This window comes from Mycobacterium sp. BMJ-28 (genome assembly GCF_054404835.1).
Genome location: NZ_CM136783.1, coordinates 5,605,529 through 5,629,387, shown reverse-complemented (window position 1 = coordinate 5,629,387; position 23,859 = coordinate 5,605,529). Strand labels below are relative to the sequence as shown.

Sequence of the window (23,859 nt, the reverse complement as noted above, 5' to 3'; positions counted from 1 at the left end):
GGATCCGCTCGGAATCCGGGGCACGATGTCTACCTCACAGCTGGGCGCGGACCAGCTGGGCTGCCTGCACCATGTGCTGCAGTGAGACCTTCACCTCGTCGTTCCTGCGGGTCTTGAGACCACAGTCCGGGTTGACCCAGATGCGTTCTGCGGGAACGGCTCGCACCGCGGCCCGCAGTGATTCGGCGATCTCTTCGGTCGCTGGCACCCGCGGCGAGTGGATGTCGTAGACACCCGGCCCCACGCTGTTGGCGAATCCGATCGCGTTAAGGTCGTCCAGCACCTCCATACGGGACCGCGCCGCCTCGATCGAGGTGACATCGGCGTCCAGGTCGGCGATGGCACCGATGACCTCACCGAACTCGGAATAGCACAGGTGAGTGTGGATCTGGGTGCTGTCATCGACGCCCGACGTTGCCAACTTGAAGGCGCCGACTGCCCAGGCCAGATATGGGGCCTTGTCCTTGTCGCGTAGCGGCAGCAACTCCCGCAACGCCGGTTCGTCGACCTGGATGACGGCGATCCCCGCCGATTCCAGATCTACCGTCTCATCGCGGATCGCCAGAGCGATCTGATTGGCCGTGTCGGCGAGCGACTGATCGTCACGCACGAACGACCACGCCAGGATGGTGACCGGACCGGTCAGCATGCCCTTGACTGGCTTGGTGGTCAGTGACTGTGCGTAGGTTATCCAGTCCACCGTCATCGGCTGCGGGCGGACGACGTCGCCGTAGAGGATCGGCGGGCGCACACACCGGGTGCCATAGGATTGCACCCAGCCGTTGCGGGTGGCGAAGAAACCGTCGAGCAACTCGGCGAAGTACTGCACCATGTCGTTGCGTTCCGGCTCGCCGTGCACTAGCACGTCCAGCCCGATCTCTTCCTGTAGCTCGATGACAGCGGCGACTTCGGCCTTCATTCGGCGCTCATACTCGGCCTGATCGATCTCGCCGGAATTCTTTGCGGCGCGGGCCTTTCGGATCTCGACCGTCTGCGGGTACGACCCGATGGTCGTGGTGGCCAGCACCGGAAGCCGGAGTCGGGCGTCCTGGCTGGCGTGCCGCTGCGCCGCGGGCCCGCGCGCGACACCGGAGGCGAGCACCGTCGCCAGCCGGGCCCGCACCGCGTCGATGTGCAAACGAGGATCGGACTTGCGCGACACCACCGCCTTTGCGGATGCCGCGATGGCGTCGGCAACCGAGTCCGGGCCGCCGCGCAGCGCTTTCGCCAGCGTCACCACCTCGGCGACCTTCTCCGTACCGAAAGCCAGCCAGCTGCGCAGCGCGGCATCCAGTTCGGTCTCGGGTGCCAGGGAATACGGCACGTGCAGGGTCGAGCACGATGTGGAGACAGCAACCGCGCCCGCAGATCCCACCAGGGTGGCCAACCGGTTCAGCGCGTCCTCGAGATCGGTCGCCCAGATGTTGCGGCCGTCGACAATCCCGGCCACCAGCAGCTTGCCGGACAGCTCCGGCACGGCGGTAACCGCCTGGTCGCCGCCGGCCACCAGGTCCACCCCGATCGCCTCGACCGGGGTCCGGGCCAGCGCCGGCAGCGCACCGTCCAGTGACCCGAAGTACGTGGCGACGAAAAGTGCTGGGCGATCCGGTGTTTCACCCAGACTCTGGTAGACGCGCTCGGCCAGCCCGGGTGCGTCATCGAGGATGTCGGTGACCAGCACGGGCTCATCGATCTGTACCCACTGCGCACCCGCCGCGGCGAGCTGCTGGAGCAGATCCCGGTAGAGCGGCAGCAGCTCATCGATGCGCCCGATGGGTGTCTTGGCACCATCCACCGCCTTGGACAGAGCCAGGAAGGTGATGGGGCCGACGACGACCGGCCGGGCGGCCACCCCCTCGGCCAAGGCTTCGCGCAGCTCATCGAGCACCTTGGCCGGATTGAGGGCAAAGGACGTGCCGGGGCCGATCTCGGGGACGATGTAGTGGTAGTTCGTGTCGAACCATTTGGTCATTTCCAGCGGCGGGATGTCGGTGGTGCCGCGTGCGGCGGCGAAGTAGCGGTCCAACTCGTCCTCGACACCGGTGACCCGAGCCGGCAATGCGCCGAGCAGAACGGCGGTGTCCAGGATCTGGTCGTAATAGGAGAAGGTGTTGACCGGGACCGAGTCCAGGCCGGCCGTCGTGAGTGCGGTGCGGATGGCTGAACGCAGGCCGAAGGCGACGGACTCGAGCTGAGCCCGATCGATGCGGCCGGCCCAGTACCCTTCGATGGCTCGCTTGAGCTCACGATTGGGGCCGATTCGTGGGGCGCCGAGGATGGTGGCGGTGAATGTGTTCGTCACAGGATGTCCTTCAAACGGGGGGAAGCCCACCGCCCAAGGCCGTGCGACCGAACCGAACAACGCACCGAAGCGCGGTGTCCATTCCGGTCATACGCCCAGTCCGCGAGGCGATGCGCCGCCGGACGCGGCGCGCCCGGCACAGCTGGCAGGTCTTCGGACTCACAGGCGTATACCCAAATCGAGTATTCCTACTGGCCGTCGCTTCCCAGTGCAGTTGTGTGCACCAGTGCGTGTGACGGCGTTCGTTCCTGCATACCGCTGCGGGACAGTCCCGGATTCCCACCGGGTTCCCTCTCGCGACGTCACCGCTGCCGGTGACGTCGCTCGATACCGCTGACACATACGCGCCTGCGGCAAACCAGTTGCGAGGTGTACTTTACCCGGCCAGTTGAGCGCAGGTCTGCGGGCGGTCTGCTCAGGTGAACGAGCGCGTCACCTCGGTGGCTTGTATTCGCCACCGGTGGCAGCCCACTCTTTCTGCGCCTGAAGCAGATTCAGCACCGGCACGCGCATCGTCGCGGTAGGACGCGCGATGCCGACCGGAATTGGCGCCTAGTGTCTTCGGCGGTGACGAGCCGTGGCCTCCGTGATCGCGGCGCGAGCATCACGCGCTTGACCTCCGAACTGACAAACCTTCACGATTGTCAGTGCCATGCTGGGCTTTTCGATTCGGCGGGATTTCCGAATCTGAATTCTCGAGTTGCCGATGGCCAGATTTCCACAAAGATGGTCCAGAGCTCGTCGCGGTGGCGTACAGCTTATGAACGTCGAGTGGATGGCCGGGCGAGAACGAGGGGGACTGGATGAGCAGGGTGCGCAGGGCGTCGATCACAGTGTGTGCGATTGCGCTGACGGCATTCGGGGTGGCGGCGTGCGGCGGAGAGTCGTCGGACGCCTCCGGTGGTGGCGGAGACATCAACATCACGCTGACGTCATTCCCCGACTACGTCGATCCGCAGCTGTCCTACACCGTCGAGGGGTGGGAGGTGCTGTACAACGTCTACACGCCTCTGCTGACCTACAAGCACGCCAAGGGCACGGACGGCACCACGGTGGTTCCGGGCCTGGCCAAAGCCATGCCGGAGGTCTCGCCGGACGGCAAGACCTACAAATTGACGTTGCGGCCCAATATGAAGTATTCCGACGGCACACCCATCAAGGCGTCGGACTTCGCCTACGCCATCCAACGTCTGTTCAAGGCGGATTCCGGCGGATCGGTGTTCTACAAGCCGATCGTCGGCACCAGTGAGTACGCGGACGGCAAGGCCGACAAGATCAGCGGCATCACCACCGACGATGCCAGCGGTGACATCACCATCGTGCTGACCGAGCCGAACGGCACTTTCGACAACGTCCTGGCGTTGCCGTTCGCCGCCCCCGTGCCGCCCAGCACACCGCTGGACAAGGACGCGACCAACAACCCGCCCGCGTCCAGCGGGCCGTTCAAAATCACCAAAGTCGAAGCGCCGCAGACCATGACGATGGAGCGAAACCCGAACTTCAAGACGGTGAAGGATGCCGGGGCCGACGAGGTGGCCGATGCGCACGTCGACAAGATCACCGTGACGCAGAACAAGAGCAACTCGGCCCAGGTCACCGGCGTCGAGCAGAACACCATCGACTTCATGGTCGATCCGCCTGATGCCGACCGTCTGGGGGAGGTGAAGGCGAAATTCGGCAACCGGTTCCGGTTGGAGGACTCGATCAACACCTACTACTTCTGGATGAACAACAAGACGGCCCCGTTCAACGACATCCGCGTCCGTCAGGCCATCAACTACGCGATCGATCCGGAGGCGCTCAACCGGGTGTTCGGCGGGCGAATGCATCCGACCCAGCAGATCCTGCCCCCGGGCATGCCGGGCTACGAGGAGTACAAGCTCTATCCCGGACCTGACCTGAACAAAGCGAAACAGCTGATCGCCGAGGCTAATCCGGCGGACAAGGACATCACGGTGTGGACCGACGACGAACCGGATCGTAAGCGGATCGGGGAGTACTACCACGACGTGCTGACCCAACTGGGCTTCAATGCCACGCTCAAGGTGATCGCCGGCGATGTTTACTTCACCACCATCGGTAACCAGTCGACACCCGATCTGGACACCGGATTCGGGGACTGGTTCCAGGACTTCCCGCACCCGGACGACTTCTTCCGTCCGCTGCTCAACGGTGCCAGCATCCTGCCGACCAACGGCAACAACTTCTCCCGGGTCAGCATCCCCGAACTCGACGCCAAGATGGACGAGCTCCGTAAGGAGCAGATGTCGGATGAGGTGAAGAAGCAGTACGCCGACCTCGACCGCAAGTACATGGAGCAGGCGGTGTGGGCGCCCTACGGCAACGAGGAGTTCGCCACCTTCGTCTCCGAGCGCATCGACTTCGAGAAAACCGTTCCGCATCTCCTGTTTCAACAGGACTGGGCCGCACTGGCGCTGAAATAGATGGGCGCCCCGATCGGGGGCATCGACGCACCTGGTGAGCCTGTACTGCCTGTCGGTGTCCCCATCGAGCAGATCAGGGGCCGTAGCCCGTGGCATCTGGCGTGGATGCGATTGCGCCGCAACCGCACCGCCCTGGCGTTCGGCGTGCTTTTCCTGTTGATCGTGCTGGCGTGCCTGGCGGCGCCGCTATGGGCCGAACACGTCGCACACACCGGTCCCAACGAAAACCACATCACCGACAAGGTGCTCATTGACGGCCGGCTGACGGACGTGGTGTCGGCCGACGGCACCCCGATCGGGCCGGGGCTGCACGGCCGCTATCTGTTGGGCGCCGACCAGAACGGCCGCGATGTCATGGTGCGCCTGCTCGACGGCGGCCGGACATCGATCTTCATCGGGATCACCGCGGCTGCCGTGACGACGGTGCTGGCGGTGGTGGTCGGACTGCTGTGCGGCTACTACCGGGGCTGGATCGACGCGGTGCTGTCCCGGCTGATGGACGTGGTGTGGGCATTCCCGGTGCTGCTGCTCGGGATCGCATTGGGTACCGCACTGGCGTTGGGCGGCTTGAAGATCGGCCCATTGGCGATCGCCGGTGACTCGCTGTGGATCCCGATCCTGATCATCGGTCTGGTGTATGTGCCCTACATGGCCCGGCCGATCCGAGGTGAGGTGCTGGCGCTGCGGGAGAAGGAGTTCGTGGAGGCCGCGGTGGCGCAGGGGATGGGCTCGGCGCGGATCATGTTCACCGAACTGGTGCCGAACGTGGTCTCCACGATCATCGTCTTCTTCACCCTCAACATCGCCAACAACATGCTGCTGGAGTCGGCGTTGTCCTTTCTGGGTGCCGGCGTCCGCCCGCCCAACGCCTCCTGGGGAACCATGATCGCCGACGGATACCAGACCATCTACACGGCGCCGCACCTGACCATCGTGCCCGGCGCCATGATCGTGCTGACGGTGCTGTCGCTCAACGTGTTCGGCGACGGCCTGCGGGACGTGCTCGATCCGCGGGCGAAGATCAGGGTGGAGCACTGACCATGCTTCGATTCGTCGTCCGCCGGGTACTCGGAATGGTCGCGGTGCTGTTCGCGATCACCATCCTGATCTTCATCATCTTCAACGTCATCCCCAACTCGAATCCCGCGGTGCGTATCGCGGGCAAGAACGCCGACCCGGCGCTGATCGCCAGGGTCACCGCGGATCTGGGCCTGGATCAACCGCTGCCGGTGCAGTACCTGACCATGATGCGCAAGATCTTCACCGGAGAGCTGACCTCATATGCCAGCTCGCAGAACGTCGTCGAACAGATCTGGAAAGGCGTGCCGGCCACCTTCTCGCTCTGCATCGGTGCGGCGGTGCTGTGGATGACGCTGGCGATCGTGTTCGGCTATTTGTCGGCGGTGCACTCGGGTAAGTTCGCCGACCGGCTGCTGTCGATCCTGGCCCTGACCGGTATCTCCATGCCGGTGTTCTGGCTTGCCGCAATCCTGTTGTACTACTTGAGTTTCAAGGCCCAGCTGTTCCCGACCAGCAGCTACGTCCCGCTGAGCAGAAACCCGGCACAGTGGGCGTATCACCTGGTCCTGCCGTGGATCACGCTGGCGGTACTCTATGTCGGCTTCTACAGTCGGGTGTTGCGCTCCAACATGCTCGATGTGATGAGTGAGGACTACGTCCGCACCGCCCGGGCCAAGGGCATCAGCGAGCGGCAGGTGCGGATCCGGCACGTGCTGCGCAATTCGATGATTCCCGTCGTGACCATGTTCGGGCTCGACTTCGGCGTGGTGGTCGGCGGTGGGGCGATCCTCACCGAGACGGTGTTCAACCTCAATGGTGTGGGACTGTATGCCGGGCAGGCGATCGGCGCCCTGGACCTCCCGCCGTTGATGGGGGTCACCATGTTCGGCGCGTTCTTCATCGTGCTGTTCAACACCGTCGTCGACGTTCTGTACGCGTTCCTGGACCCGCGTATCCGGCTCGGAGAGGCGGCACCGGCATGATGCTCGAAGTCGACGGGCTGACCGTCAGTTTCGCCACCGACGGTGGTGTGGTGCGTGCGGTCGACGGGGTGAGCTTCGGACTGGATCGCGGTGAAATCCTGGCCATCGTCGGTGAATCGGGCTCGGGGAAGAGTGTCACCGCGCAGACCCTGCTCGGGCTGACCCGGTCGCCGAACGCCACGATCGGCGGGTCCGTGCATTTCGACGGCACCGACCTCAACGCCCTGGATGACGACGGCTGGCGCGCGGTGCGCGGTGAGCGGATCGCGATGATCTTCCAGGATCCGATGACGTCACTGAACCCGGTGTACCGGGTCGGAGATCAGCTCATCGAGATGATCCGGGCGCACCGTGACCTACCCAAGAGCGCGGCGCGCGAGCGCGCCGTCGAACTGCTGCGCTCGGTGGGTATCCCGAATCCGGAACGGCGCGTGCGTGATTACCCGCACGAGTTCTCCGGCGGCATGCGCCAGCGGGTGATGATCGCGATGGCGCTGTCCCTGGACCCCGACGTGCTGATCGCCGACGAGCCGACGACCGCGCTCGATGTCACGGTGCAAGCCCAGATCCTGCGCCTGCTGGCCAGGCTCAACGAGGAACTCGGCCTGGCCGTGGTGCTGATCACCCACGACCTGGGGGTGGTCGCCGAAGTCGCCGACCGGGTGGCCGTCATGTATGCCGGCCAGATCGTCGAGGAGGCCACGCTGGACGAGCTGTTCTACGACCCGCAGCACCCCTACACCTGGGGTCTGCTGGGATCGCTGGCGCGTCTCGATCAACCGAACCCGGAACGGCTGGCCCAGATCGTCGGGACACCGCCGTCGCTGGCCGACCTTCCGGTCGGCTGCCGGTTCGCGCCGCGTTGCCCGCACGTTTTCGACAAATGCGTGGAACCGCCACCGCTGCACCGGGATCGATGCTGGCTGAGCCCTGAGCAGAAGAGCACCCTGCGCGTGGTGGACGGCCGAATCGGGCTGCGTAAGCCGGTGGTGACATGAGTCCTCTCCTGGAGGTCACCGACCTGGTCAAGCATTTCCCGATCAAATCGGGTGTGATCGTGGACCGCGAGGTCGGCCGGGTGCGCGCCGTGGACGGTGTCAGCCTGACCCTCGACGAGGGCGAAACCCTGGGCCTGGTCGGCGAATCGGGCTGCGGGAAGTCCACGCTGTGCCGGTTGATCATGCAATTGACCACGCCCACCTCGGGTTCGGTGCGGTTCGACGGGGTGGAACTGGTCGGCAAGAGCCAGCGCGAACTGCGCCCCATGCGCCGCCAGATCCAGATGATCTTCCAGGACCCGTACGCCTCGCTGAATCCGCGCAAACGGGTGGGGCAGATCATCGGCGCGCCGATGGAACTGCATGGGCTGGCCTCCGGGCGGGAGACCAGGACCCGGGTCCAGGAGCTGTTGGACCGGGTCGGCCTGCGGCCCGAACACGCCGACCGCTTCCCACACGAGTTCTCCGGCGGTCAGCGCCAGCGCATCGGGATCGCCAGGGCGCTGGCACTGCGGCCCAAGCTGATCATCGCGGACGAACCGGTGTCGGCCCTGGACGTGTCCGTGCAGGCGCAGATCGTCAACCTGCTCAAGGATCTGCAGGACGAATTCGGGTTGTCCTACCTCTTCGTCGCGCACGACCTGGGGGTGGTCCGGCACGTGTCCAACCGGGTGGCGGTGATGTACCTGGGCAAAGTGGTCGAAAGTGCCCGGGCGGCCAACCTCTACCAGCACCCGCTGCACCCCTATTCCAACGCCTTGCTTTCGGCGGTCCCGGTGCCGGATCCGCGGCGCAACGCCACCCGGGAACGCCTGGTGCTCGACGGTGATCCGCCCAGCCCGATCGACCCACCCCCGGGTTGTCGGTTCCATACCCGGTGCCCCTGGTCGACCGAGATCTGCGAGACCGACGAGCCCGCGCTGGTCGAGCACACGGGAGCGTCGGAGCCGTCACACGTGGCGGCGTGCCATCACCCGCGCCACCTGGACTGACGGCCCCTGCCTGCGGAAACAGCTCGGGGTTTCGATTTGAGCACCAGCGACACGCCCGGTTATGATCACGAACTTGTAACAACAAGCACACGGTCAGATCTCGGAAGTTGCTGCAAATGCCTCGTATGGGTCGTAATGTGCTGCCGGTGAGCCGACACGCATTAGCCAGCGGACGGCGGTCCCGGCCGCTTCGGCTGCCCCGGCCGTCGGTCGCCTTGGCCGGGCTCGTCGTGCCGGTGGCCGTCCTGGCCGCGGCCGCGGGCGATGTGCAGCCTCTCGCCGCCACCCGGGTCGCCGACCCGGTCGCCCAGAACATCGTCACGGTCGCCGACAGCACGCCCTACGGGTTGGAGATCGTCGCCGCGCCGGCGGCTTTCTCGTCGTCCCCCACCGTGGTGGCACCGCAGGTCAACTTCGCGGCCGCACAGACCGGCACCGCGTCCCGCTGGCGGGTGGACACCCGCCCGCTGCTGCTGCCCGTCGGCCTCGCGCCCGAACGAGGCCTGCAGGTCCGCACCATCCTGGCCTCCCGCGCCATCAGCGTTACGTTTCCCGAGATCCACAGCATCGGCGGGGTGCGTCCGGACGCGCTGCGCTGGCATCCGGACGGCCTGGCCCTCGATGTGATGATCCCGAACCCCGGTTCGGCGTCGGGTATCGCCCTGGGCAATGAGATCGTCGCGTATGTACTGAAGAACGCGGTCCGGTTCGGCATCCAGGACGCCATCTGGCGCGGCGTCTACTACACCCCCGGCGGCGCGCAGCGGGGCGGCTACGGCCATTTCGACCACGTGCACGTGACCACCACCGGTGGCGGCTACCCGTCCGGTGACGAGGTCTACGCCCGCTGAGTGTGGGTTGACCCCCGCGAAAAGCACGGATCCCGCATGCTGATCCCGTGCAAACCACCTCGTCACCGCGTCTGATCTGGCGCAGCCTCGGCATGCTGCGTGCGGTACGCGGCCTGATCGGGTTCTCGCTGCTGCTGGGTGTCATCGCCTCGGCGCTGCCGTACGTGTCGGCCGCCGCATTCGGGCCGATGATGCAGGTGGTCGCCGACGCGGGCAACGGTGCAAACCTCAGCGGGGTGTGGGATCTGCGCGGGCCGCTGGTGGCGCGCGAGGACGGCCTGCTGCATTCGGTGGCCGGGTCGGTGCCGTTCGCGGTGCTGTTGGCGACTTGGGCCGTGTCACTCGTGCTGACCCAGTTGATGTACTTCGTCAACGGCTGGGTGGGTGCCAAGGTCGAGCAGATTCTGGTGGTCGACATCCGTCAGCGGGTGCACGACCACCTGCAGACACTGTCGCTGGATTTCTTCGTCGGCTCGCGGACCGGGGAGCTGATCCAGCGGGTGACCGCGGAATCATCCGGTGTGCAACGGCTGCTCACCGGATGCCTGATCCCGCCGCTCATCGACACCGTCGTGCTGGCCGCCGCGATCGGCTATCTGATGATCATCTGCTGGCAGATGACGCTGGCCGCGCTCGTCCTGACGCCGCTGGCGCTGATCACGCTGCGCTACGCGGGCGCACACGTCCAAGCCGCCGTACGCAAGGAGATGACCGCGGACCGGGCCATGTCCACCGAGCTGGAGCAGACGGTCAACGGAATCTCGGAGATTCAGATGCTGAATGCAGAACCCTTGCGCAGCAGACGCTTTCGTGACGTCTCAGAGCGTGCCGCGAAAGCCGGCGCCGCATCGGTGGCCTGGATGCAGGCCACCGCCAACGGCTCCCAGATCTTCGTCGCGATCAGCACCGTCGTGGTGCTGCTGGTCGGGATCAGCTTCAGCGACGATTTCGGATTGACCTTCGCGGGGTTGCTGGTGTTCGCCGGCATGGTGCCGACGATGTTCGGTGCGGCCCAACGCGTCATGGGTGCCTACACGACGTACAAATCGGTGGCACCCAACGCCGCGTCGACCTACGAACTGCTCGACACCCGCCCGTCGGTGGTCGAGCTCCCCGGCGCGACCACACTCGGCGCGGTACACGGAAACTTGGTGTTCGACGGCGTCACCTTCGGCTACACCCCCGAACATGCGGTGCTGGACGGCCTCTCGTTCACCGTCGCCGAAGGGGAGACGGTCGCCCTGGTCGGTGGTATCGGTTCGGGCAAATCGACGGTGTTCAACCTCATGCTGCGGTTCCTGGATCCACAGCGTGGCCGCATCACGCTCGACGGCCACGACATCTCCGGTGTCACCGTCGCTTCGCTGCGCGAGCAGGTGTCCAAACTCGCCCAGTTCCCGTTCTTCACCAAGGACACCATCCGGGCCAATCTTCGGCTGGCCCGCCAGGACGCCACCGACGCCCAGATCCAAGAGGCCTGTGTCCAGGCGCATATCGACTCCGTCATCACCGACCCGGTGAAGATGCCGCGCGGCTACGACACGGTGATCGACGTCCAGGTGCCCTCCGGTGGACAGAAGCGGTTGATCGCGCTGGCCAGGTGCCTGTTGCGCCGGCCGGAAGTGCTGTTGCTGGACGAGCCGACCGAGAATCTCGACGCCGACCAACGGGCCCGGCTGACCGGCGTGATCCGCGGCTACGCCAGCGACCGCACCTGCCTGGTGATCAGCCACGACATGGACTTCGTCGCCGCCGTCGCCGACCGGATCCTGGTGCTCGAGGACGGCCGAATCGCCCAGTCCGGTGACCACCGCTCACTCCTGGCCGCGGGCGGCCTCTACAAGCGGCTGTACGAAGCGCAGAACGCGCAGACGGCCTGACCGTTTTGCCGTGTGTTAACAGGACGCCAACGTAGGCTGAACGACCGCCGTCACTTGGATCGTCTAAGGTTCTGCTGTGCCTGAGATGGATCGCCGCAAGGTCATGATGATGATCGGCCTCGGTGCGGCCGCCGCCGTGCTGCCCACCCAGACCGCCCACGCCGAGCCGTTGCCCGGCGATCTGGGGCCCGCGCCCGGTCCGGCGCCCGCGCCCGGTGCGCCCGCGCCGCCCGCCGCGGCCACGCCGGCGTTCCTGTTCCAGGACGAGTTCAACGGTCCGGCCGGCTCGCCGCCGAATCCGGCGGAGTGGTTCATCGTGCCTGCCCGCGAGACGATCAAGAATCCCGTCGAATGGGATCAGCCCTTCAACATGGGCCGCTACGTCACCGACCAGGAGCACGTGTTCCAGGACGGCAAGGGCAATCTGGTCATCCGCGCCACCCGCGGCCCCGGCAAGAACATCCAGGAGAAGTACGCCGGCGCCAAGATCATCGGTAACTGGCGCGGCGGTATCGGCACCACCTGGGAGGCCCGGGTCAAACTCAACTGTCTGACCGACGGTGCCTGGCCGGCGTTCTGGCTGCTGAACGATGACCCGGTGCGTGGCGGTGAGGTGGACCTGGTCGAGTGGTACGGCAACCGGGACTGGCCGTCGGGCACCACCGTGCACGCCCGGCTGGACGGCACGTCGTTCGCCACCGACCCGCATCCGATCGACAGCGGCTGGCACACCTGGCGGATGACGTGGCAGCCGACCGGCATGTACTTCTGGAAGGACTACGCGCCGGGCATGGAGCCCTACTTCAGCGTGCCGGCCAACTCACTGGATGACTGGCCGTTCAACGATCCCGGCTACACCCTGGCGCCGGTGTTCAACATCGCCGTCGGCGGCTCCGGTGGGCGCGAGCCCGCCGGCGGCAACTACCCGGCCGAGATGCTGATCGACTGGATCCGCGTCTTCTGATCTTCAGCGGCTCGTGCACGTTTCGTCGCCCTCGGCGTTACGGAGCGTGCACAAATCGTGCGTTGGCGACGATCGCGTCGTGCAGGGCCTGCTCGGGCTCGGACAGCGTGCTACGCCGGCACACCAGCACGAACTCCAGCGCACCCAGATCCGGTAAGCGCTCGTCGTCGACCGGGTGAAGGCCTTGCGGCAGTAGGGTTTCGGCGTGCGGGACGATGCCGAGCCCGGCCAGCGCGGCCGCCTGCAGGCCCAATTGGCTATCGCTGACGCACGCCACGCGCCAGGTGCGACGTTCGCGTTCCAGCGCGCGCAACGCCATGTGCCGGGTCAGGCTCGGCGGGGGATAGGTGACAATCGGCACCGGGTCGCCGACGTCGGTCGCCCCGGCCCGGCCGGCCCACACCAGCCGGTCCTGCCACAGCAGCTCGCCGTGCTGCTCGCCGGGCAGCCGTTTGGCCACCATCATGTCCAGTTCGCCGGCCGCCATCCGGATCTTCAGATTTTCGCTGAGCCCGACGACGAGTTCCAGGTCGACGGCCGGATAGGAACGCTGGAACTCCACCAGGACGTCCGGCAGGTCCCGGCCGACCAGATCGTCGGAGGCGCCGAGCCGGATGAAGCCGGTGAGCCGCGATTCGGAGAAGTACCGATCCGCCTGGGCCTGGGCGTCGAGGATGCTGCGGGCGAAACCGATCATGGCCGCCCCGTCGGCGGTCAGCGCCAGGTTGCGGGTGTCCCGGCGGAACAGTTCCCGGCCGACGGCCCGCTCGAGGCGGGCGATGTGCCCGCTCACCGTCGACTGACGCAACCCGAGGACCCGGCCGGCCGCGGTGAAACCGCCCGCGCGTTCGACCGCCAGGAACGTGCGTAGCTGCTCTGGATCGAACATATTCATCACGGTACTCGTTTGCAGATATTGCGCTCATCGCCTTTCGCTATGAGTGTGCCGGCTTCTACGGTGAACTGGTGACGCTGCTGGCCAAACTCCGGATCGACGGATTCCTGCTCGGGCTGTTCGCCGCCATGGCGATCGGACTGCTGCTGCCCGCGGGCGGGGCGGCCGCCGGCGTACTGGACTGGGCCACCAAGATCGCGATCGCGGTGCTGTTCCTGCTGTACGGGACGCGGCTGGAACCGCGGGAGGCGCTGCAGGGCTTACGGCATTGGCGGCTGCACACCACGGTGCTGGCCGCGACCTATGTGCTGTTCCCGGTGCTCGGCCTGGCGCTCAAGCTGCTGGTGCCCTCGGTGCTGACCAACGACCTCTACACCGGGGTGCTGTACCTGTGCCTGCTGCCGTCCACCGTCCAGTCCTCCATCGCGTTCACCTCGATCGCCCGCGGCAACGTCGCGGCCGCGGTGGTCAGTGCGTCGGCGTCCAACATGCTGGGCATCTTCGTGACACCGCTGCTGGTGACGCTGCTGATGCACACCACCGGCGCTGCCACCGTGTCGGCGCGCTCCATCCTGGAGATCGTGGTGCAACTGCTGTTGCCGTTCATCGCCGGACAACTGTTGCGCCCCAAGCTGCATCGGGTGCTGTCGCACACCACGCTGACCAAGATCGTCGACCGCGGATCGGTGTACCTGGTGGTCTACGCGGCCTTCAGCGCGGGCATGACCGAGCACATCTGGGCCGGCATGACGGTGACGCATCTGCTGGCCGTCGTCGGGGTCTGTGTGGTGCTGCTGTCGGTGGTGCTGGGCGTGACGGCCGGGGTGGCCCGGCTGATGCGGTTCGACCGGGCCGACCGCATCGTGGTGATCTTCTGCGGGTCCAAGAAGAGCTTGGCCACCGGGCTACCCATGGCGACGGTTCTGTTCGCCGGGCATCCGGTGGGCCTGATCGTGTTGCCGCTGATGATCTTTCATCAGATCCAGCTGATCACCTGCGCGACGCTGGCCGGACGCTGGGGCCGGGCGGCCGACGCCGCGCAACCGCGCGACACGGTTGCTCAGAGTTGCGCGTAGACGGTCTTGGTCTTGAGGAAACTCTCGATTCCGTCGCGTCCCCATTCATAGCCCCAACCGGACTGCTTGTATCCGCCGAAGGGCATCGAGTGGTCGAACACCATCTGGCAGTTCAGCGTGACGGTGCCGGCCTCGAGGCGCTTGGCCAGTCGGTGGGCGCGACCGATGTCCTTGGTCCAGGCCGTGGCGGCCAGCCCGTACTCCGAGTCGTTGGCCAGGGCCAGCACGTCGTCGTCCTCGTCGAACGGCAGGATGGCGACCACCGGCCCGAAGATCTCCTGTTGGTACAGCCGCGCGGTCGGCGCGACATCGGTGAGAACCGTTGGGTGCACGAAGAATCCGCTGCGGTCCAGCCGCGCTCCGCCGGCCACCACCTCGACTCCGTCGCGGCGGCCCTCGTCGATGAAGCCCACCACCCGGTTGAGCTGCTTGGCGCTGATGATGGGACCGATCAGCACGTCGTCTTCGGTCGGAGCGCCGAGTTTCACCGAGTTCGCCATGTTGGCCACACCCTCGACCACCTTCTCGTACACGCCGCGCTGGGCGAAGATCCGGGATCCGCTGATGCAGCCCTGGCCGGAGTGGATGAAGATGCCCATCGCGGCCATCGTGATGGCGGTGTCGATGTCGGCGTCGTCGTAGATCAGCACCGGTGACTTGCCGCCCAGTTCGAGTGCGACGCGCTTGAGGTTGCCTGCCGAGGCGGCCACGATCTGCTTGCCCACCTCGGTTGAGCCGGTGAACGCGACCTTGTCGATGCCGGGATGGGAGGTGATGGCCGCGCCTGCGGTGTGTCCGTAGCCGGTGACGAGGTTGACCACGCCGTCCGGGACGCCGGCCTCGGCGAGGATTCGTGCCAGTAGCAGGGCCGAAAGTGGCGTCTCCTCAGCGGGTTTGACGACGCAACTGCATCCGGCCGCGAGAGCGGGTGCGAGTTTGGTGCAGGCGTTGAACACCGGCCCGTTCCACGGGAAGATGAGCCCGACCACGCCGTAGGGCTCTTTGAGGGTGTAGGCGTGCATATTGGTGAAAGCGCCGGTGATTCCACCGGTCTGCTGCACGTCGTGGGCGATGCCGTTGAGTTTGGTGCACCAGCCCGCGTAGTAGCGGAACGACTCGGCGCACGTCGACATGATCATGAACGCCTGGAAGTACGGCATTCCGGTGTTCAGCGAATCGATCTGGGCCAGTTCGTCGGCGCGCTGGTCGATCAGATCGGCCGCCCGCCACAACACCTTGGCCCGCTCGTTGCCGGGCAGGCCGCTCCACACGCCGGAGTCGAAGCTCTCCCGGGCGCGGGCCACCGCCGCGTCGACCGCTTCGGCGCCGCCGTCGCGAAATTCGGCGATCACCTCCTCGGTGGCGGGGTTGATGATCGGGATGACATCGCCGGTGCCGGGCCGCGCGCCGATGTCGTCGAGGACGGATTGCACGCTCACTGGCTGTCTGCCTCGGTGAACTCGATGTGCAGTTCGGTCAGGCCGCGCAGCAGGAACGTCGGCTCGTAGCTGTAGTTGCGGCTGCCCGCGGCGCCGTGCTTGGCCTCGCTGATCCGGATGTCGCGCAGCCGGTCGAGCAGCCGGTTGATGGTGACCCGGCCCTCGACCCGGGCCAGTGGGGCTCCGGCACAGGTGTGGATGCCACGGCCGAAGGTGATGTGCTCGCGGACATTCTTGCGGTCGACGCGGAACTCGTCGGGGTTCTCGAACTTGCGGGGATCCCGGTTGGCGGCACCCAGGCAGAGCATCAGCACGGTGCCGGCCTTGATCGGCACCCCGCCGAGGGTGGTGGACTTGCGGCACAGCCGGAAATCGATCTTGGTGGGGCTCTCCAACCGCAGGGCCTCCTCGATGAAGGGGCCGATCAGGTCGCGGTCGGCCCGCAGCCGGTCCTGCAGTTCGGGCTGATCGCCGAGCACCTGCACCGCGGAGCTGAGCAGCTTGGTCACCGTCTCCTGGCCTGCGGCGAACAGGAACGTCGCCGGGCGCACCACTTCCAGCAGCGGTGGGACGGAGCCGTCGGGATAGGTGGCGGTGGCCAAACCGGTCAGCACATCCTCACGCGGGTTCTGGCGACGGTCGGCGATATACCCGCTGAACAGATCGTCGAGGTACTGCAGCGGATTGGACCCGACCGGCTCGTGGTCCAGCGCGCCCACCCGGGAACCGGGGGCATTGCCTGCGCCGAGGTTGCGCCGGATCTCGGGGCGGTCCTCGTCGGGGACGCCGAGCAGATCCGCGATGGCCAGGGTGGCGAACGGCTTGCCGTACTCGCCGAGGAACTCGCAGCGGCCGTTACCGATGAACTCGTCGAACTGCCGGTCTGCCAGAGTCCAGATGTACTCCTCGTTCTCCTGCAGCCGGCGCGGGGTCAGCAGCCGGCCGAGCAGCGAGCGCGCCTTCTCATGGTCGGGTGGGTCCATCACGACCATGTGCTCGAAGATCGGGAATTCATGCCGGTGGGCCTCGATCAGCTCGCTGATGTCATCACCTTCGGGGGTGAACGGCAGTGGCGGGAACGGACCGCCGATGGCGTTGACCGCGGAGAACGAGTCGACATCCTTGAAGGCCGCCTGGACTTCCTGATAGCCGGTCACGGCCACCACGCCGTAGTGCGGTTCGCGCACCACCGGGCCCTGTTGACGTAGATGATCCCAGTACGCGTATGGATCCTGGGCGATCTCGGCATTGGTGAAGTAGTCGACGTCGGCGAGGTCGGTCATGTTGTGGGCTGCTTTCTTGAACTTTTAACTGCTGACGATCCAGCTGATGGCCTGGCGGGGACATGCCGAGATGGCGGCTTCGGCGCTGTCCCAGTGCGATTGGTCGATCTCGGGGGTGCAGGTGGCGATATCGTCGCCGAGTTCGAAGACCTCCGGGGCCAGTTCGATGCACAAGGCGTGCGCTTCGCACAACTTCGGATCGACCCGCAGCCGTCGGCTCGCGGGCTTCGTGGACACGGGCTGCACGGCCGCACCTCCTCGCTGCCGCCTCCCGTGGAGACGACAGAAACTGATCGACTGACCAAAATGTTAGACTGCCGTATGCCTACCACGGACCAAGACGGCCGGTCAAGCATCCCGAGACCGGTTCGTTGATGGCGCCTGGGCGCAAGACCAAGGCCGATGACGGCGGTGCCAGGCAGCGCCTGATCGAGGCGGCGGTGCAGATCATGCACGACGAGGGATATGCCGCGGCCACCTCACGGCGGGTCGCCGCCAAGGCGGGCGTGAAGCAGGCCCTGGTCTACTACTACTTCCCGACCATGGACGACCTGTTCATCGAGATGCTGCGCTCCGGTGGGGAAGTGGCGCTGGAGAAACTGCGCGGCGTACTGCTGGACGACGACCCGCTGCGCGCCCTCTGGCGGATCAACAGCGACCCGCGGCAAACCGTGCTCAGCACCGAATTCATGGCATTGGCCAATCATCGCAAGGCAATTGGAGCCGAGCTCAAGGCATACTCCGAGCGGGTGCGCGACATCGAGACATCTGCAGTCACCATGGTCCTGCGCGCCAACGGGGTCGACCTGAATGACTATCCACCGGTGGTGGTCTCGATGATCGTCGCGCAGATCGCGCGCAGTGTCGGAAACGAAGCCGTCGTGGGCGTGACCCGCGGACACGAGGAGCTGCGTATGTTCATCGAGCGCCAGATCGAACTGCTGTCCAAGCCCTCCGAGGTCGTTCGCGACTGATCGACCCGCCCGGCGCGCGGCGCCGGAATTCTGTCGGGTTCGTGCCATCTCTTCGGTATCCCACTGTTGACAGTGCGTGGGGTCCGTGCGATCGTTCCTGATCGATCGACAAAATCTTGAGTCGACGGTTGGACCGCCTCTGGTGCGGCGGCCGCAGGAAACAGACAGTGAGGTGAACCCATGGCGGGACGGGTAGACGGCAAGGTCGCATTCATCACCGGCGCGGCGCGCGGGCAGGGGCGTAGTCACGCGGTGCGGCTCGCCGAAGAAGGCGCCGACATCATCGCGGTGGATATCTGCGGTCCGGTGAGCGGCAACACCCAGATCGAGCCGGCCACCCGGGACGATCTCGCCGAGACGGCCGACCTGGTCAAGCAGCTGAACCGGCGCATCGTCACCGCCGAGGTGGACGTGCGTGACTACGACGCGCTGAAGGCCGCGGTGGACAGCGGTGTCGAGCAGCTGGGTCGCCTGGACATCATTTGTGCCAACGCCGGTATCGGCAACGGCGGCCAGACCCTGGACCACACCAGTGAAGCCGACTGGAACGACATGATCGACGTCAACCTGTCCGGCGTCTGGAAGACCGTGAAAGCCGCCGTGCCACACCTCATCTCGCAAGGCCAGGGCGGTTCGATCATCCTGACCAGCTCGGTGGGCGGACTCAAGGCCTACCCGCACACGGGGCACTACATCGCCGCCAAGCACGGCGTGGTGGGACTGATGCGGACGTTCGCCGTCGAACTGGGGCAGCACTCCATCCGGGTCAACTCGGTGCACCCGACCAACGTGAACACGCCGCTGTTCATGAACGAGGGCACCATGAAGCTGTTCCGCCCCGACCTGGAGAACCCGGGCCCCGACGACCTGAAGGTCGCTGCCCAATTCATGCACGTGCTGCCGGTCGGTTGGGTCGAGCCGGTCGACATCAGCAACGCGGTGCTGTTCCTTGCCTCCGACGAATCCCGTTACGTGACAGGACTTCCCGTGACCGTCGACGCCGGAAGCATGCTCAAGTAACTGCGTCGTGAACTGTGGTGCAACTGAATAGCACTTCAACTGAATAGGAATCACCCCAACGGCAACGGAGCCAAAGCCCATGGCGAGTACCAGTTCTCGTGTCAATCCTCTCTTCGCAGCAGCCGCCTCGGACGTGCCTGTGACCAACCCCTGTCAGCGTGCCGCGAAGATCGGCGGTTATGGCGGCTTTGCCGTGGCGGCATGGCTCGTCACGGCGGTCGCGACCGGCCACGGCGTGGCGGTCGCGGATACCAACGCAGGAACATCCGGGTCGACCTCGTCGAGCGGGTCGACTTCGTCGAGTGCGCCCTCCGGCGGGTCGACGACCGGGTCCACGGATACGACAGGGGCGACCGGGACCACAGGGACGACCGGGACGACTGGAACGACGGGAGCCACCGGCACGACGGGGACCAGCGGTGCCTCGACATCGGGGTCCACCTCGTCGAGCACCGAAATCGGCTCGGGTGTCGTCGTCAGCAGCAGCGGCGGAGCGCACACCGGCGGCTCATCGAGCACTCCGAAGGATGACGACACCGCCGCGACCGCCGGCGGCGGCACATCCGAGCCCGTCAAGTCGACCACGACGTCGAGTCCGGCCAAGTCCTCGTCGAAGTCAGCGCATACCGAGACCACCGTGGCCACCACCAAAGCGTCGACGACGGTCAGCACGGCCGCCACCACCGCGACCGTCACCAAGAAGACGGCCGCCGTCACCACGGCGGCCGCCACCGTGACGGCACCGACGCCCACGGTGCAGGTTGCCGCGGCCACCGGTACGCCGGCCGCTGCTACGGTGCCGGCCGCCGTGACGGCTCAGGTGGTCTCTCCGGCAACAGGTTTGGTGGGATTTCTCAACCATGTGGTCACCAACCTGCTGAACCCGTTCCTCAATCCCGCACCCAACAGTCCGGAACCGTTCACCCCGGCCCTGTGGGCTGTGCTCGGCTGGGTCCGGCGAAACGTGTTCAACCAGGCTCCGACCATCGCCTACAACCCCACCACCACGGTGCAGACCGGTCAGACTCTCACGGGCAACATCGGCGCCACCGACGCCGAGAACGACACCCTGAAGTACAAGGTGACCCAGGGCCCCAAGTACGGCACCCTGAGCGTGGACCAGGCCACCGGCAATTTCACCTACACCCCGGCCGACATTGATTACGGTGCGGTGCAGACCGATTCGTTCACCGTGGCGGTCACCGACGGCAAGTTCAACCTGCTGAACGTGTTCAGTCCGCATCGTGCCAGCGTCGGTATCGATGTCTCGGTGCTGAGCCCGACCATCCAGCGGGTGATCCTGAACCTGCCCGCCGGAATCGGCAGCCCGGCCAATCCGCGTTACTCGGCCGACGGAAAGTCCATCTTCTTCGCCGGCCAGCCGACCGCGGGCGGCCGTTCGGAGATCTATCAGATCGGCATCGACGGCACCGGCGCCGACTGCGTGACCTGCGGGGTGGCCACCAACGAAACCGGCAATCTGATGAAGCCGGTTCCGGTGGAGGACGGATCCGGCCGGGTGCTGGTTCTGGTCCAGGATCCGGGCAAGGGCCCGCGCTACTCCCTGCTCGAAGACGGTGTCAACGGCAGGCAGCTGGTCCCCGTCACCACCCCACCGGGTGGCGGATTCGCCATCGACCAGCAACGTGAGATGCGGGTGTCCCCGGACGGCAAGCATGTGTTGTTCACCCGGATTGTGCTGGGCCCGAACAACCTGGTGCAGGCGCTTCCCATCGTCGGCACCCTGGTTCGCACCGCGGATGGGTACGAAGTCGACGACGCGCGGGTGGTCTATCCCACCGGCGAGGGTAAGCAATGGACCCCTGACGGTAAGGGCGTGGTGATTCTCGGTGGCGCGTTCGAAGCCGGCAATGTCGACGACATCGAGGTCGACCTCGCCACCGGCAACGTGACGCGGGTGACCGCGAACCTCGACTACGACGAGGACATGGACTTCTCACCCAACGAGAAGTGGATCGCGATCGGCAGCACCCGTGGGCTCAACGCACTGACCCCGATGACGCGGATCATCCGGCCCAACTTCCTGCCTGCGTATGTCAGCGCGCCTGTCTACGACGAGTATGCGTTGCCGATCAACGTCTCCAACCAGGAGTGGCTGGTCTCGCTGGACGACGAACTCAAGCGCGAGAACGGTATCCCGCTGTTCGTCGAGGGCGACGGGTACACCGCCAGGAGCATGCCCAGCTGGAACCCCAACGGCGATGCCATCACCTTCTGGGAGTCCAGCATCACCGACCCAACGGTGTCGCGCCTGGTCATCGCCAATCTCAAGTACACCACCAGCGTCGGGCCGGTGGCCGCGGACCGAACCACCCCGACGTCGGATTCGTGGGCCCCGCAACTGGGTAACTACGTCGCCACCACCACACCGCTGCCCGCGGTGGGCGCCCATGCCGGTGTCGGCGGCGGCACCGCGTTGGTCACCGAGGTCCCGGACCCCAACGACGCGACGCGCACCATCCGCACCGTCGTCTACACCGACTACGTCAACGAGTTGGGCGAAGTGCTCAACGGCACCGAGTCGGCCGACTACAACGCCGGCCAAACCGCCGTGCATTACCTCGCCGACATCAATGTCACCGGGGCGCACACCGGTTACCTGAAGGCCGACGCCACGGTCAACGCGTTCGCGCAGTCGCTGACCGGCTTCATCACCTCCAGCGTCGACGGTGATGTGCAGAGCCTGCCGAATCCCGCTGCCGCCGAAGAGGCCCAGCAGAACGCATAAACGACAGCGGGTGATCTGCCGACGGTTTGAGGCCGTCGGCAGATCACCGTGTCCGTGACTGAGAGGACATATGCGCACTTTCCTTGTCGCACTGTCATTGGCAGTGCTGAGTGCCGGCGGCGCGGTGCCACAGGCACACGCGGACTTCGGGTTCGAGCTGAACGGGTCCTACCGGGTGGTGTCCAACGGGGACTGGGCCAAGACCAATGAGGCCTACATGGACGAGAAGGTGGTGATATCGACCTGGACCTTCAGCTCGACTTGCACCGACCCGCAAACCTGCACGGGCACCGTCAGCAGCGACCAGGGCTGGACGGCGCCGTTGGTGTACCGGGCCAGCCGCTGGCTGGTGGACCGCACCATCGATAACTGGGAGCCCTGCCCGGATGGCACCTTCTCGCTTGGACGCCAACGCTTTCAGTTCTTCGGTACCGACGCCAACGGACAGCAGGACCGCACGAACGTGGCGACCCTGCAAGGGTACGAACGCACCGTCGGAATCAGCGGTGCCTGTGGCAAGAACACCCCGCTGGTGATCCAGATGCCGGTGACATTCCGCAAGCTGTGAATCAGCGACGCGCTCCGCGCGGCTCGTCATAGGCCACCACGACCACCACGGTGGGATCGTCACCGGCCTGACGCAGTTTGTGCGGCAGGGAGGCGTCGATATAGGCGCAGTCGCCGTCGGCAAGAGCGATGATCTCACCGTTGTAGCTGAGCTCGGCGCACCCGGCATGCACGAACAGGAATTCCTGTCCCGGGTGGCTGGGATGCGGGTGACCCGCGAACTGGCGGCCCGGGCGCACCACGAACGGTGACATGGCCTTGCCCAGCATCCCCGCAGCGACGGGGTGATGGCGCTCGGTGGTGCCGGCCGCCGCGCGTTCGACGGTGATGGACGTGGCGGAGGCATCGTCGGAGAACAGCTGCGCCACATCGACATCGAGTGCGCGTGCAATTTTCAGGGCTGCCGCGATCGAGGGTGTGCTCTGGCCGCGCTCGACCTTGGACAGATAACTCTTGGTCAGGCCGGTCTCGGCCGCCAGGTCGTCCAAGGTCATGCCGTGTTGGGTGCGCACCGCGCGCAGCAGGGCCGCCATGCGTGCAAGAATACGCTATTGACGATATGACACAAAGTGTCCTATCGTTCCTCTCGTGTCATTCACGGGATGAGAGGAGAGGGTCGATTGGCTTCCACGCTGCACGACTCGAAAGACGATCTGATGCGCCGGGCTCACGAGGAGCTCACCCGCGATGTCGCGGACTCAACGCTGACCGCACGGGAGAAGCTGGCGCTGACCTGCCGGGCGTTGTTCGATGCGGGGCATGATTCCGGTCTGGCCGGCCAGATCACCGCGCGTGCCGATGAGCCGGGCACGTACTACACCCAACGTCTCGGTCTCGGCTTCGACGAGATCACCGCTGGCAACCTGCTCCTGGTCGACGAAGACCTCAACGTCCTGCAGGGAACCGGAATCGCCAATCCCGCCAACAGGTTCCACACCTGGATCTACCGGGCCCGTCCGGACGTGAACTGCATCGTGCACACCCACCCCTTCCACGTCGCGGCGTTGTCAATGCTGGAGACCCCGCTGGTGGTGTCCCAGATGGACATCGCTCCGCTCTACGACGACTGCGCCTTCCTGCCGGATTGGCCGGGCGTGCCGGTAGGAAACGAAGAGGGCGAGATCATCTCGGCCGCACTGGGGGACAAGAAGGCGATCCTGCTCGCCCATCACGGACACGTCGTGGCCGGCGCCAGTATCGAGGAGGCGTGCTCGCTCGGGATGCTGATCGAGCGGGGCGCCAAACTACAACTCGCGGCGATGGCGGCCGGCACCATCGCCGCGCTACCGGAACGGCTGGCTCGGGAAGCCCATGACTGGACGCTCACCCCGAAACGCAGCCAAGCCAACTTCGCGTACTACGCCCGGCGTGCGCTGGCGCACCACCCGGACGCCCTGACTTCCTAAGCCTCAGAAAGGACCA

At 66.0% G+C, this 23,859-nt stretch carries 21 protein-coding genes and 1 riboswitch; of the genes, 14 read left to right on the top strand and 7 right to left on the bottom strand.

Annotation, left to right across the window (positions count from 1 at the left end):
* Positions 1 to 34 precede the first annotated feature (34 nt).
* Positions 35 to 2,302: a 5-methyltetrahydropteroyltriglutamate--homocysteine S-methyltransferase gene (gene metE / locus ACXPWS_RS27930; protein WP_458709764.1), complete on the bottom strand. Its 2,268-nt coding sequence runs from the start codon at positions 2,300 to 2,302 to the stop codon at positions 35 to 37.
* A 127-nt stretch (positions 2,303 to 2,429) separates the two neighbouring features.
* A riboswitch (cobalamin riboswitch) is annotated at positions 2,430 to 2,645 on the bottom strand.
* Between the two features lie 460 nt (positions 2,646 to 3,105).
* On the opposite strand from metE, the gene ACXPWS_RS27925 reads away from it, so the two are divergent.
* The 8 genes from ACXPWS_RS27925 to ACXPWS_RS27890 all read left to right on the top strand — a co-directional run bounded on the left by ACXPWS_RS27925 (position 3,106) and on the right by ACXPWS_RS27890 (position 12,434).
* Entirely contained in the window at positions 3,106 to 4,746 is a 1,641-nt protein-coding gene (locus ACXPWS_RS27925) for an ABC transporter substrate-binding protein (RefSeq protein ID WP_458709763.1), read from the top strand.
* Positions 4,747 to 5,784 carry an ABC transporter permease gene (locus tag ACXPWS_RS27920; protein WP_458709762.1) on the top strand — a complete coding sequence of 346 codons (1,038 nt, stop codon included), beginning with the start codon at positions 4,747 to 4,749 and terminating at the stop codon, positions 5,782 to 5,784.
* Positions 5,785 to 5,786: 2 nt separating this feature from the next.
* Positions 5,787 to 6,749 (top strand): ABC transporter permease, encoded by a 963-nt coding sequence (locus ACXPWS_RS27915; RefSeq protein ID WP_458709761.1) that lies wholly within the window; start codon positions 5,787 to 5,789, stop codon positions 6,747 to 6,749.
* Positions 6,746 to 7,747: an ABC transporter ATP-binding protein gene (locus tag ACXPWS_RS27910; RefSeq protein ID WP_458709760.1), complete on the top strand. Its 1,002-nt coding sequence runs from the start codon at positions 6,746 to 6,748 to the stop codon at positions 7,745 to 7,747. Before ACXPWS_RS27915 ends, ACXPWS_RS27910 begins: the two co-directional genes overlap by 4 nt.
* Positions 7,744 to 8,739: an ABC transporter ATP-binding protein gene (locus ACXPWS_RS27905; RefSeq protein ID WP_458709759.1), complete on the top strand. Its 996-nt coding sequence runs from the start codon at positions 7,744 to 7,746 to the stop codon at positions 8,737 to 8,739. The genes ACXPWS_RS27910 and ACXPWS_RS27905 overlap by 4 nt, the downstream gene beginning before the upstream one ends.
* Before the next feature lie 146 nt (positions 8,740 to 8,885).
* Positions 8,886 to 9,590: a hypothetical protein gene (locus ACXPWS_RS27900; RefSeq protein WP_458709758.1), complete on the top strand. Its 705-nt coding sequence runs from the start codon at positions 8,886 to 8,888 to the stop codon at positions 9,588 to 9,590.
* 47 nt (positions 9,591 to 9,637) lie between these two features.
* On the top strand, positions 9,638 to 11,470 hold the full coding sequence (locus tag ACXPWS_RS27895) for an ABC transporter ATP-binding protein (RefSeq protein WP_458709757.1): 1,833 nt from the start codon (positions 9,638 to 9,640) through the stop codon (positions 11,468 to 11,470).
* 85 nt (positions 11,471 to 11,555) lie between these two features.
* Complete coding sequence (locus ACXPWS_RS27890) at positions 11,556 to 12,434, top strand: glycoside hydrolase family 16 protein (RefSeq protein ID WP_458713720.1); 879 nt, start codon at positions 11,556 to 11,558, stop codon at positions 12,432 to 12,434.
* A gap of 37 nt (positions 12,435 to 12,471) precedes the next feature.
* On the opposite strand, the gene ACXPWS_RS27885 is transcribed toward ACXPWS_RS27890, so the two are convergent.
* A complete protein-coding gene (locus ACXPWS_RS27885; protein ID WP_458709756.1) occupies positions 12,472 to 13,329 on the bottom strand; it encodes a LysR substrate-binding domain-containing protein in 858 nt (285 codons plus the stop codon).
* Positions 13,330 to 13,400: 71 nt separating this feature from the next.
* On the opposite strand from ACXPWS_RS27885, the gene ACXPWS_RS27880 reads away from it, so the two are divergent.
* On the top strand, positions 13,401 to 14,405 hold the full coding sequence (locus tag ACXPWS_RS27880) for a bile acid:sodium symporter family protein (protein WP_458709755.1): 1,005 nt from the start codon (positions 13,401 to 13,403) through the stop codon (positions 14,403 to 14,405).
* Here ACXPWS_RS27880 and ACXPWS_RS27875 read toward each other — a convergent pair.
* From ACXPWS_RS27875 to ACXPWS_RS27865, 3 genes are read right to left on the bottom strand one after another with little or no spacing between them, the layout of a single operon-like run.
* Positions 14,390 to 15,844, bottom strand: coding sequence for an aldehyde dehydrogenase family protein (locus ACXPWS_RS27875; RefSeq protein ID WP_458709754.1), 1,455 nt, complete (start codon positions 15,842 to 15,844; stop codon positions 14,390 to 14,392). The genes ACXPWS_RS27880 and ACXPWS_RS27875 overlap by 16 nt on opposite strands.
* On the bottom strand, positions 15,841 to 17,127 hold the full coding sequence (locus ACXPWS_RS27870; RefSeq protein ID WP_458709753.1) for a cytochrome P450: 1,287 nt from the start codon (positions 17,125 to 17,127) through the stop codon (positions 15,841 to 15,843). The genes ACXPWS_RS27875 and ACXPWS_RS27870 overlap by 4 nt, the downstream gene beginning before the upstream one ends.
* 24 nt (positions 17,128 to 17,151) lie before the next feature.
* Complete coding sequence (locus ACXPWS_RS27865; protein ID WP_458709752.1) at positions 17,152 to 17,364, bottom strand: ferredoxin; 213 nt, start codon at positions 17,362 to 17,364, stop codon at positions 17,152 to 17,154.
* A gap of 137 nt (positions 17,365 to 17,501) precedes the next feature.
* Here ACXPWS_RS27865 and ACXPWS_RS27860 point away from each other — a divergent pair, with 137 nt between their 5' ends.
* Together ACXPWS_RS27860 and ACXPWS_RS27855 are read left to right on the top strand one after the other, a co-directional pair.
* Positions 17,502 to 18,101: a TetR/AcrR family transcriptional regulator gene (locus tag ACXPWS_RS27860; RefSeq protein ID WP_458709751.1), complete on the top strand. Its 600-nt coding sequence runs from the start codon at positions 17,502 to 17,504 to the stop codon at positions 18,099 to 18,101.
* Between the two features lie 180 nt (positions 18,102 to 18,281).
* Positions 18,282 to 19,121, top strand: a complete 840-nt coding sequence (locus ACXPWS_RS27855; RefSeq protein ID WP_458709750.1) for a mycofactocin-coupled SDR family oxidoreductase — start codon at positions 18,282 to 18,284, stop codon at positions 19,119 to 19,121.
* Between the two features lie 177 nt (positions 19,122 to 19,298).
* Here the strand turns inward: ACXPWS_RS27855 and ACXPWS_RS27850 are convergent, their stop codons facing one another.
* Positions 19,299 to 19,802: a hypothetical protein gene (locus ACXPWS_RS27850; protein WP_458709749.1), complete on the bottom strand. Its 504-nt coding sequence runs from the start codon at positions 19,800 to 19,802 to the stop codon at positions 19,299 to 19,301.
* On the opposite strand from ACXPWS_RS27850, the gene ACXPWS_RS27845 reads away from it, so the two are divergent.
* Entirely contained in the window at positions 19,759 to 21,870 is a 2,112-nt protein-coding gene (locus ACXPWS_RS27845; protein ID WP_458709748.1) for a VCBS domain-containing protein, read from the top strand. The two genes, ACXPWS_RS27850 and ACXPWS_RS27845, sit on opposite strands and share 44 nt — an antisense overlap.
* 70 nt (positions 21,871 to 21,940) lie before the next feature.
* Positions 21,941 to 22,438 carry an Rv2253/PknI dimerization domain-containing protein gene (locus tag ACXPWS_RS27840; protein WP_458709747.1) on the top strand — a complete coding sequence of 166 codons (498 nt, stop codon included), beginning with the start codon at positions 21,941 to 21,943 and terminating at the stop codon, positions 22,436 to 22,438.
* Position 22,439: 1 nt separating this feature from the next.
* Here ACXPWS_RS27840 and ACXPWS_RS27835 read toward each other — a convergent pair whose 3' ends face one another.
* Positions 22,440 to 22,970: a helix-turn-helix domain-containing protein gene (locus tag ACXPWS_RS27835; RefSeq protein ID WP_458709746.1), complete on the bottom strand. Its 531-nt coding sequence runs from the start codon at positions 22,968 to 22,970 to the stop codon at positions 22,440 to 22,442.
* Between the two features lie 87 nt (positions 22,971 to 23,057).
* On the opposite strand from ACXPWS_RS27835, the gene ACXPWS_RS27830 reads away from it, so the two are divergent.
* Entirely contained in the window at positions 23,058 to 23,843 is a 786-nt protein-coding gene (locus ACXPWS_RS27830) for an aldolase (protein ID WP_458709745.1), read from the top strand.
* Positions 23,844 to 23,859 lie beyond the last annotated feature (16 nt).

Bases quoted from the DNA above. Each gene is read 5' to 3' on its own strand.
- ACXPWS_RS27925 (WP_458709763.1), top strand. From the start codon at position 3,106: ATGAGCAGGGTGCGCAGGGCGTCGATCACAGTGTGTGCGATTGCGCTG.
- ACXPWS_RS27920 (WP_458709762.1), top strand. From the start codon at position 4,747: ATGGGCGCCCCGATCGGGGGCATCGACGCACCTGGTGAGCCTGTACTG.
- ACXPWS_RS27915 (WP_458709761.1), top strand. From the start codon at position 5,787: ATGCTTCGATTCGTCGTCCGCCGGGTACTCGGAATGGTCGCGGTGCTG.
- ACXPWS_RS27910 (WP_458709760.1), top strand. From the start codon at position 6,746: ATGATGCTCGAAGTCGACGGGCTGACCGTCAGTTTCGCCACCGACGGT.
- ACXPWS_RS27905 (WP_458709759.1), top strand. From the start codon at position 7,744: ATGAGTCCTCTCCTGGAGGTCACCGACCTGGTCAAGCATTTCCCGATC.
- ACXPWS_RS27890 (WP_458713720.1), top strand. From the start codon at position 11,556: ATGGATCGCCGCAAGGTCATGATGATGATCGGCCTCGGTGCGGCCGCC.
- ACXPWS_RS27885 (WP_458709756.1), bottom strand. From the start codon at position 13,329: ATGAATATGTTCGATCCAGAGCAGCTACGCACGTTCCTGGCGGTCGAA.
- ACXPWS_RS27870 (WP_458709753.1), bottom strand. From the start codon at position 17,127: ATGACCGACCTCGCCGACGTCGACTACTTCACCAATGCCGAGATCGCC.
- ACXPWS_RS27860 (WP_458709751.1), top strand. From the start codon at position 17,502: ATGGCGCCTGGGCGCAAGACCAAGGCCGATGACGGCGGTGCCAGGCAG.
- ACXPWS_RS27855 (WP_458709750.1), top strand. From the start codon at position 18,282: ATGGCGGGACGGGTAGACGGCAAGGTCGCATTCATCACCGGCGCGGCG.
- ACXPWS_RS27840 (WP_458709747.1), top strand. From the start codon at position 21,941: ATGCGCACTTTCCTTGTCGCACTGTCATTGGCAGTGCTGAGTGCCGGC.
- ACXPWS_RS27835 (WP_458709746.1), bottom strand. From the start codon at position 22,970: ATGGCGGCCCTGCTGCGCGCGGTGCGCACCCAACACGGCATGACCTTG.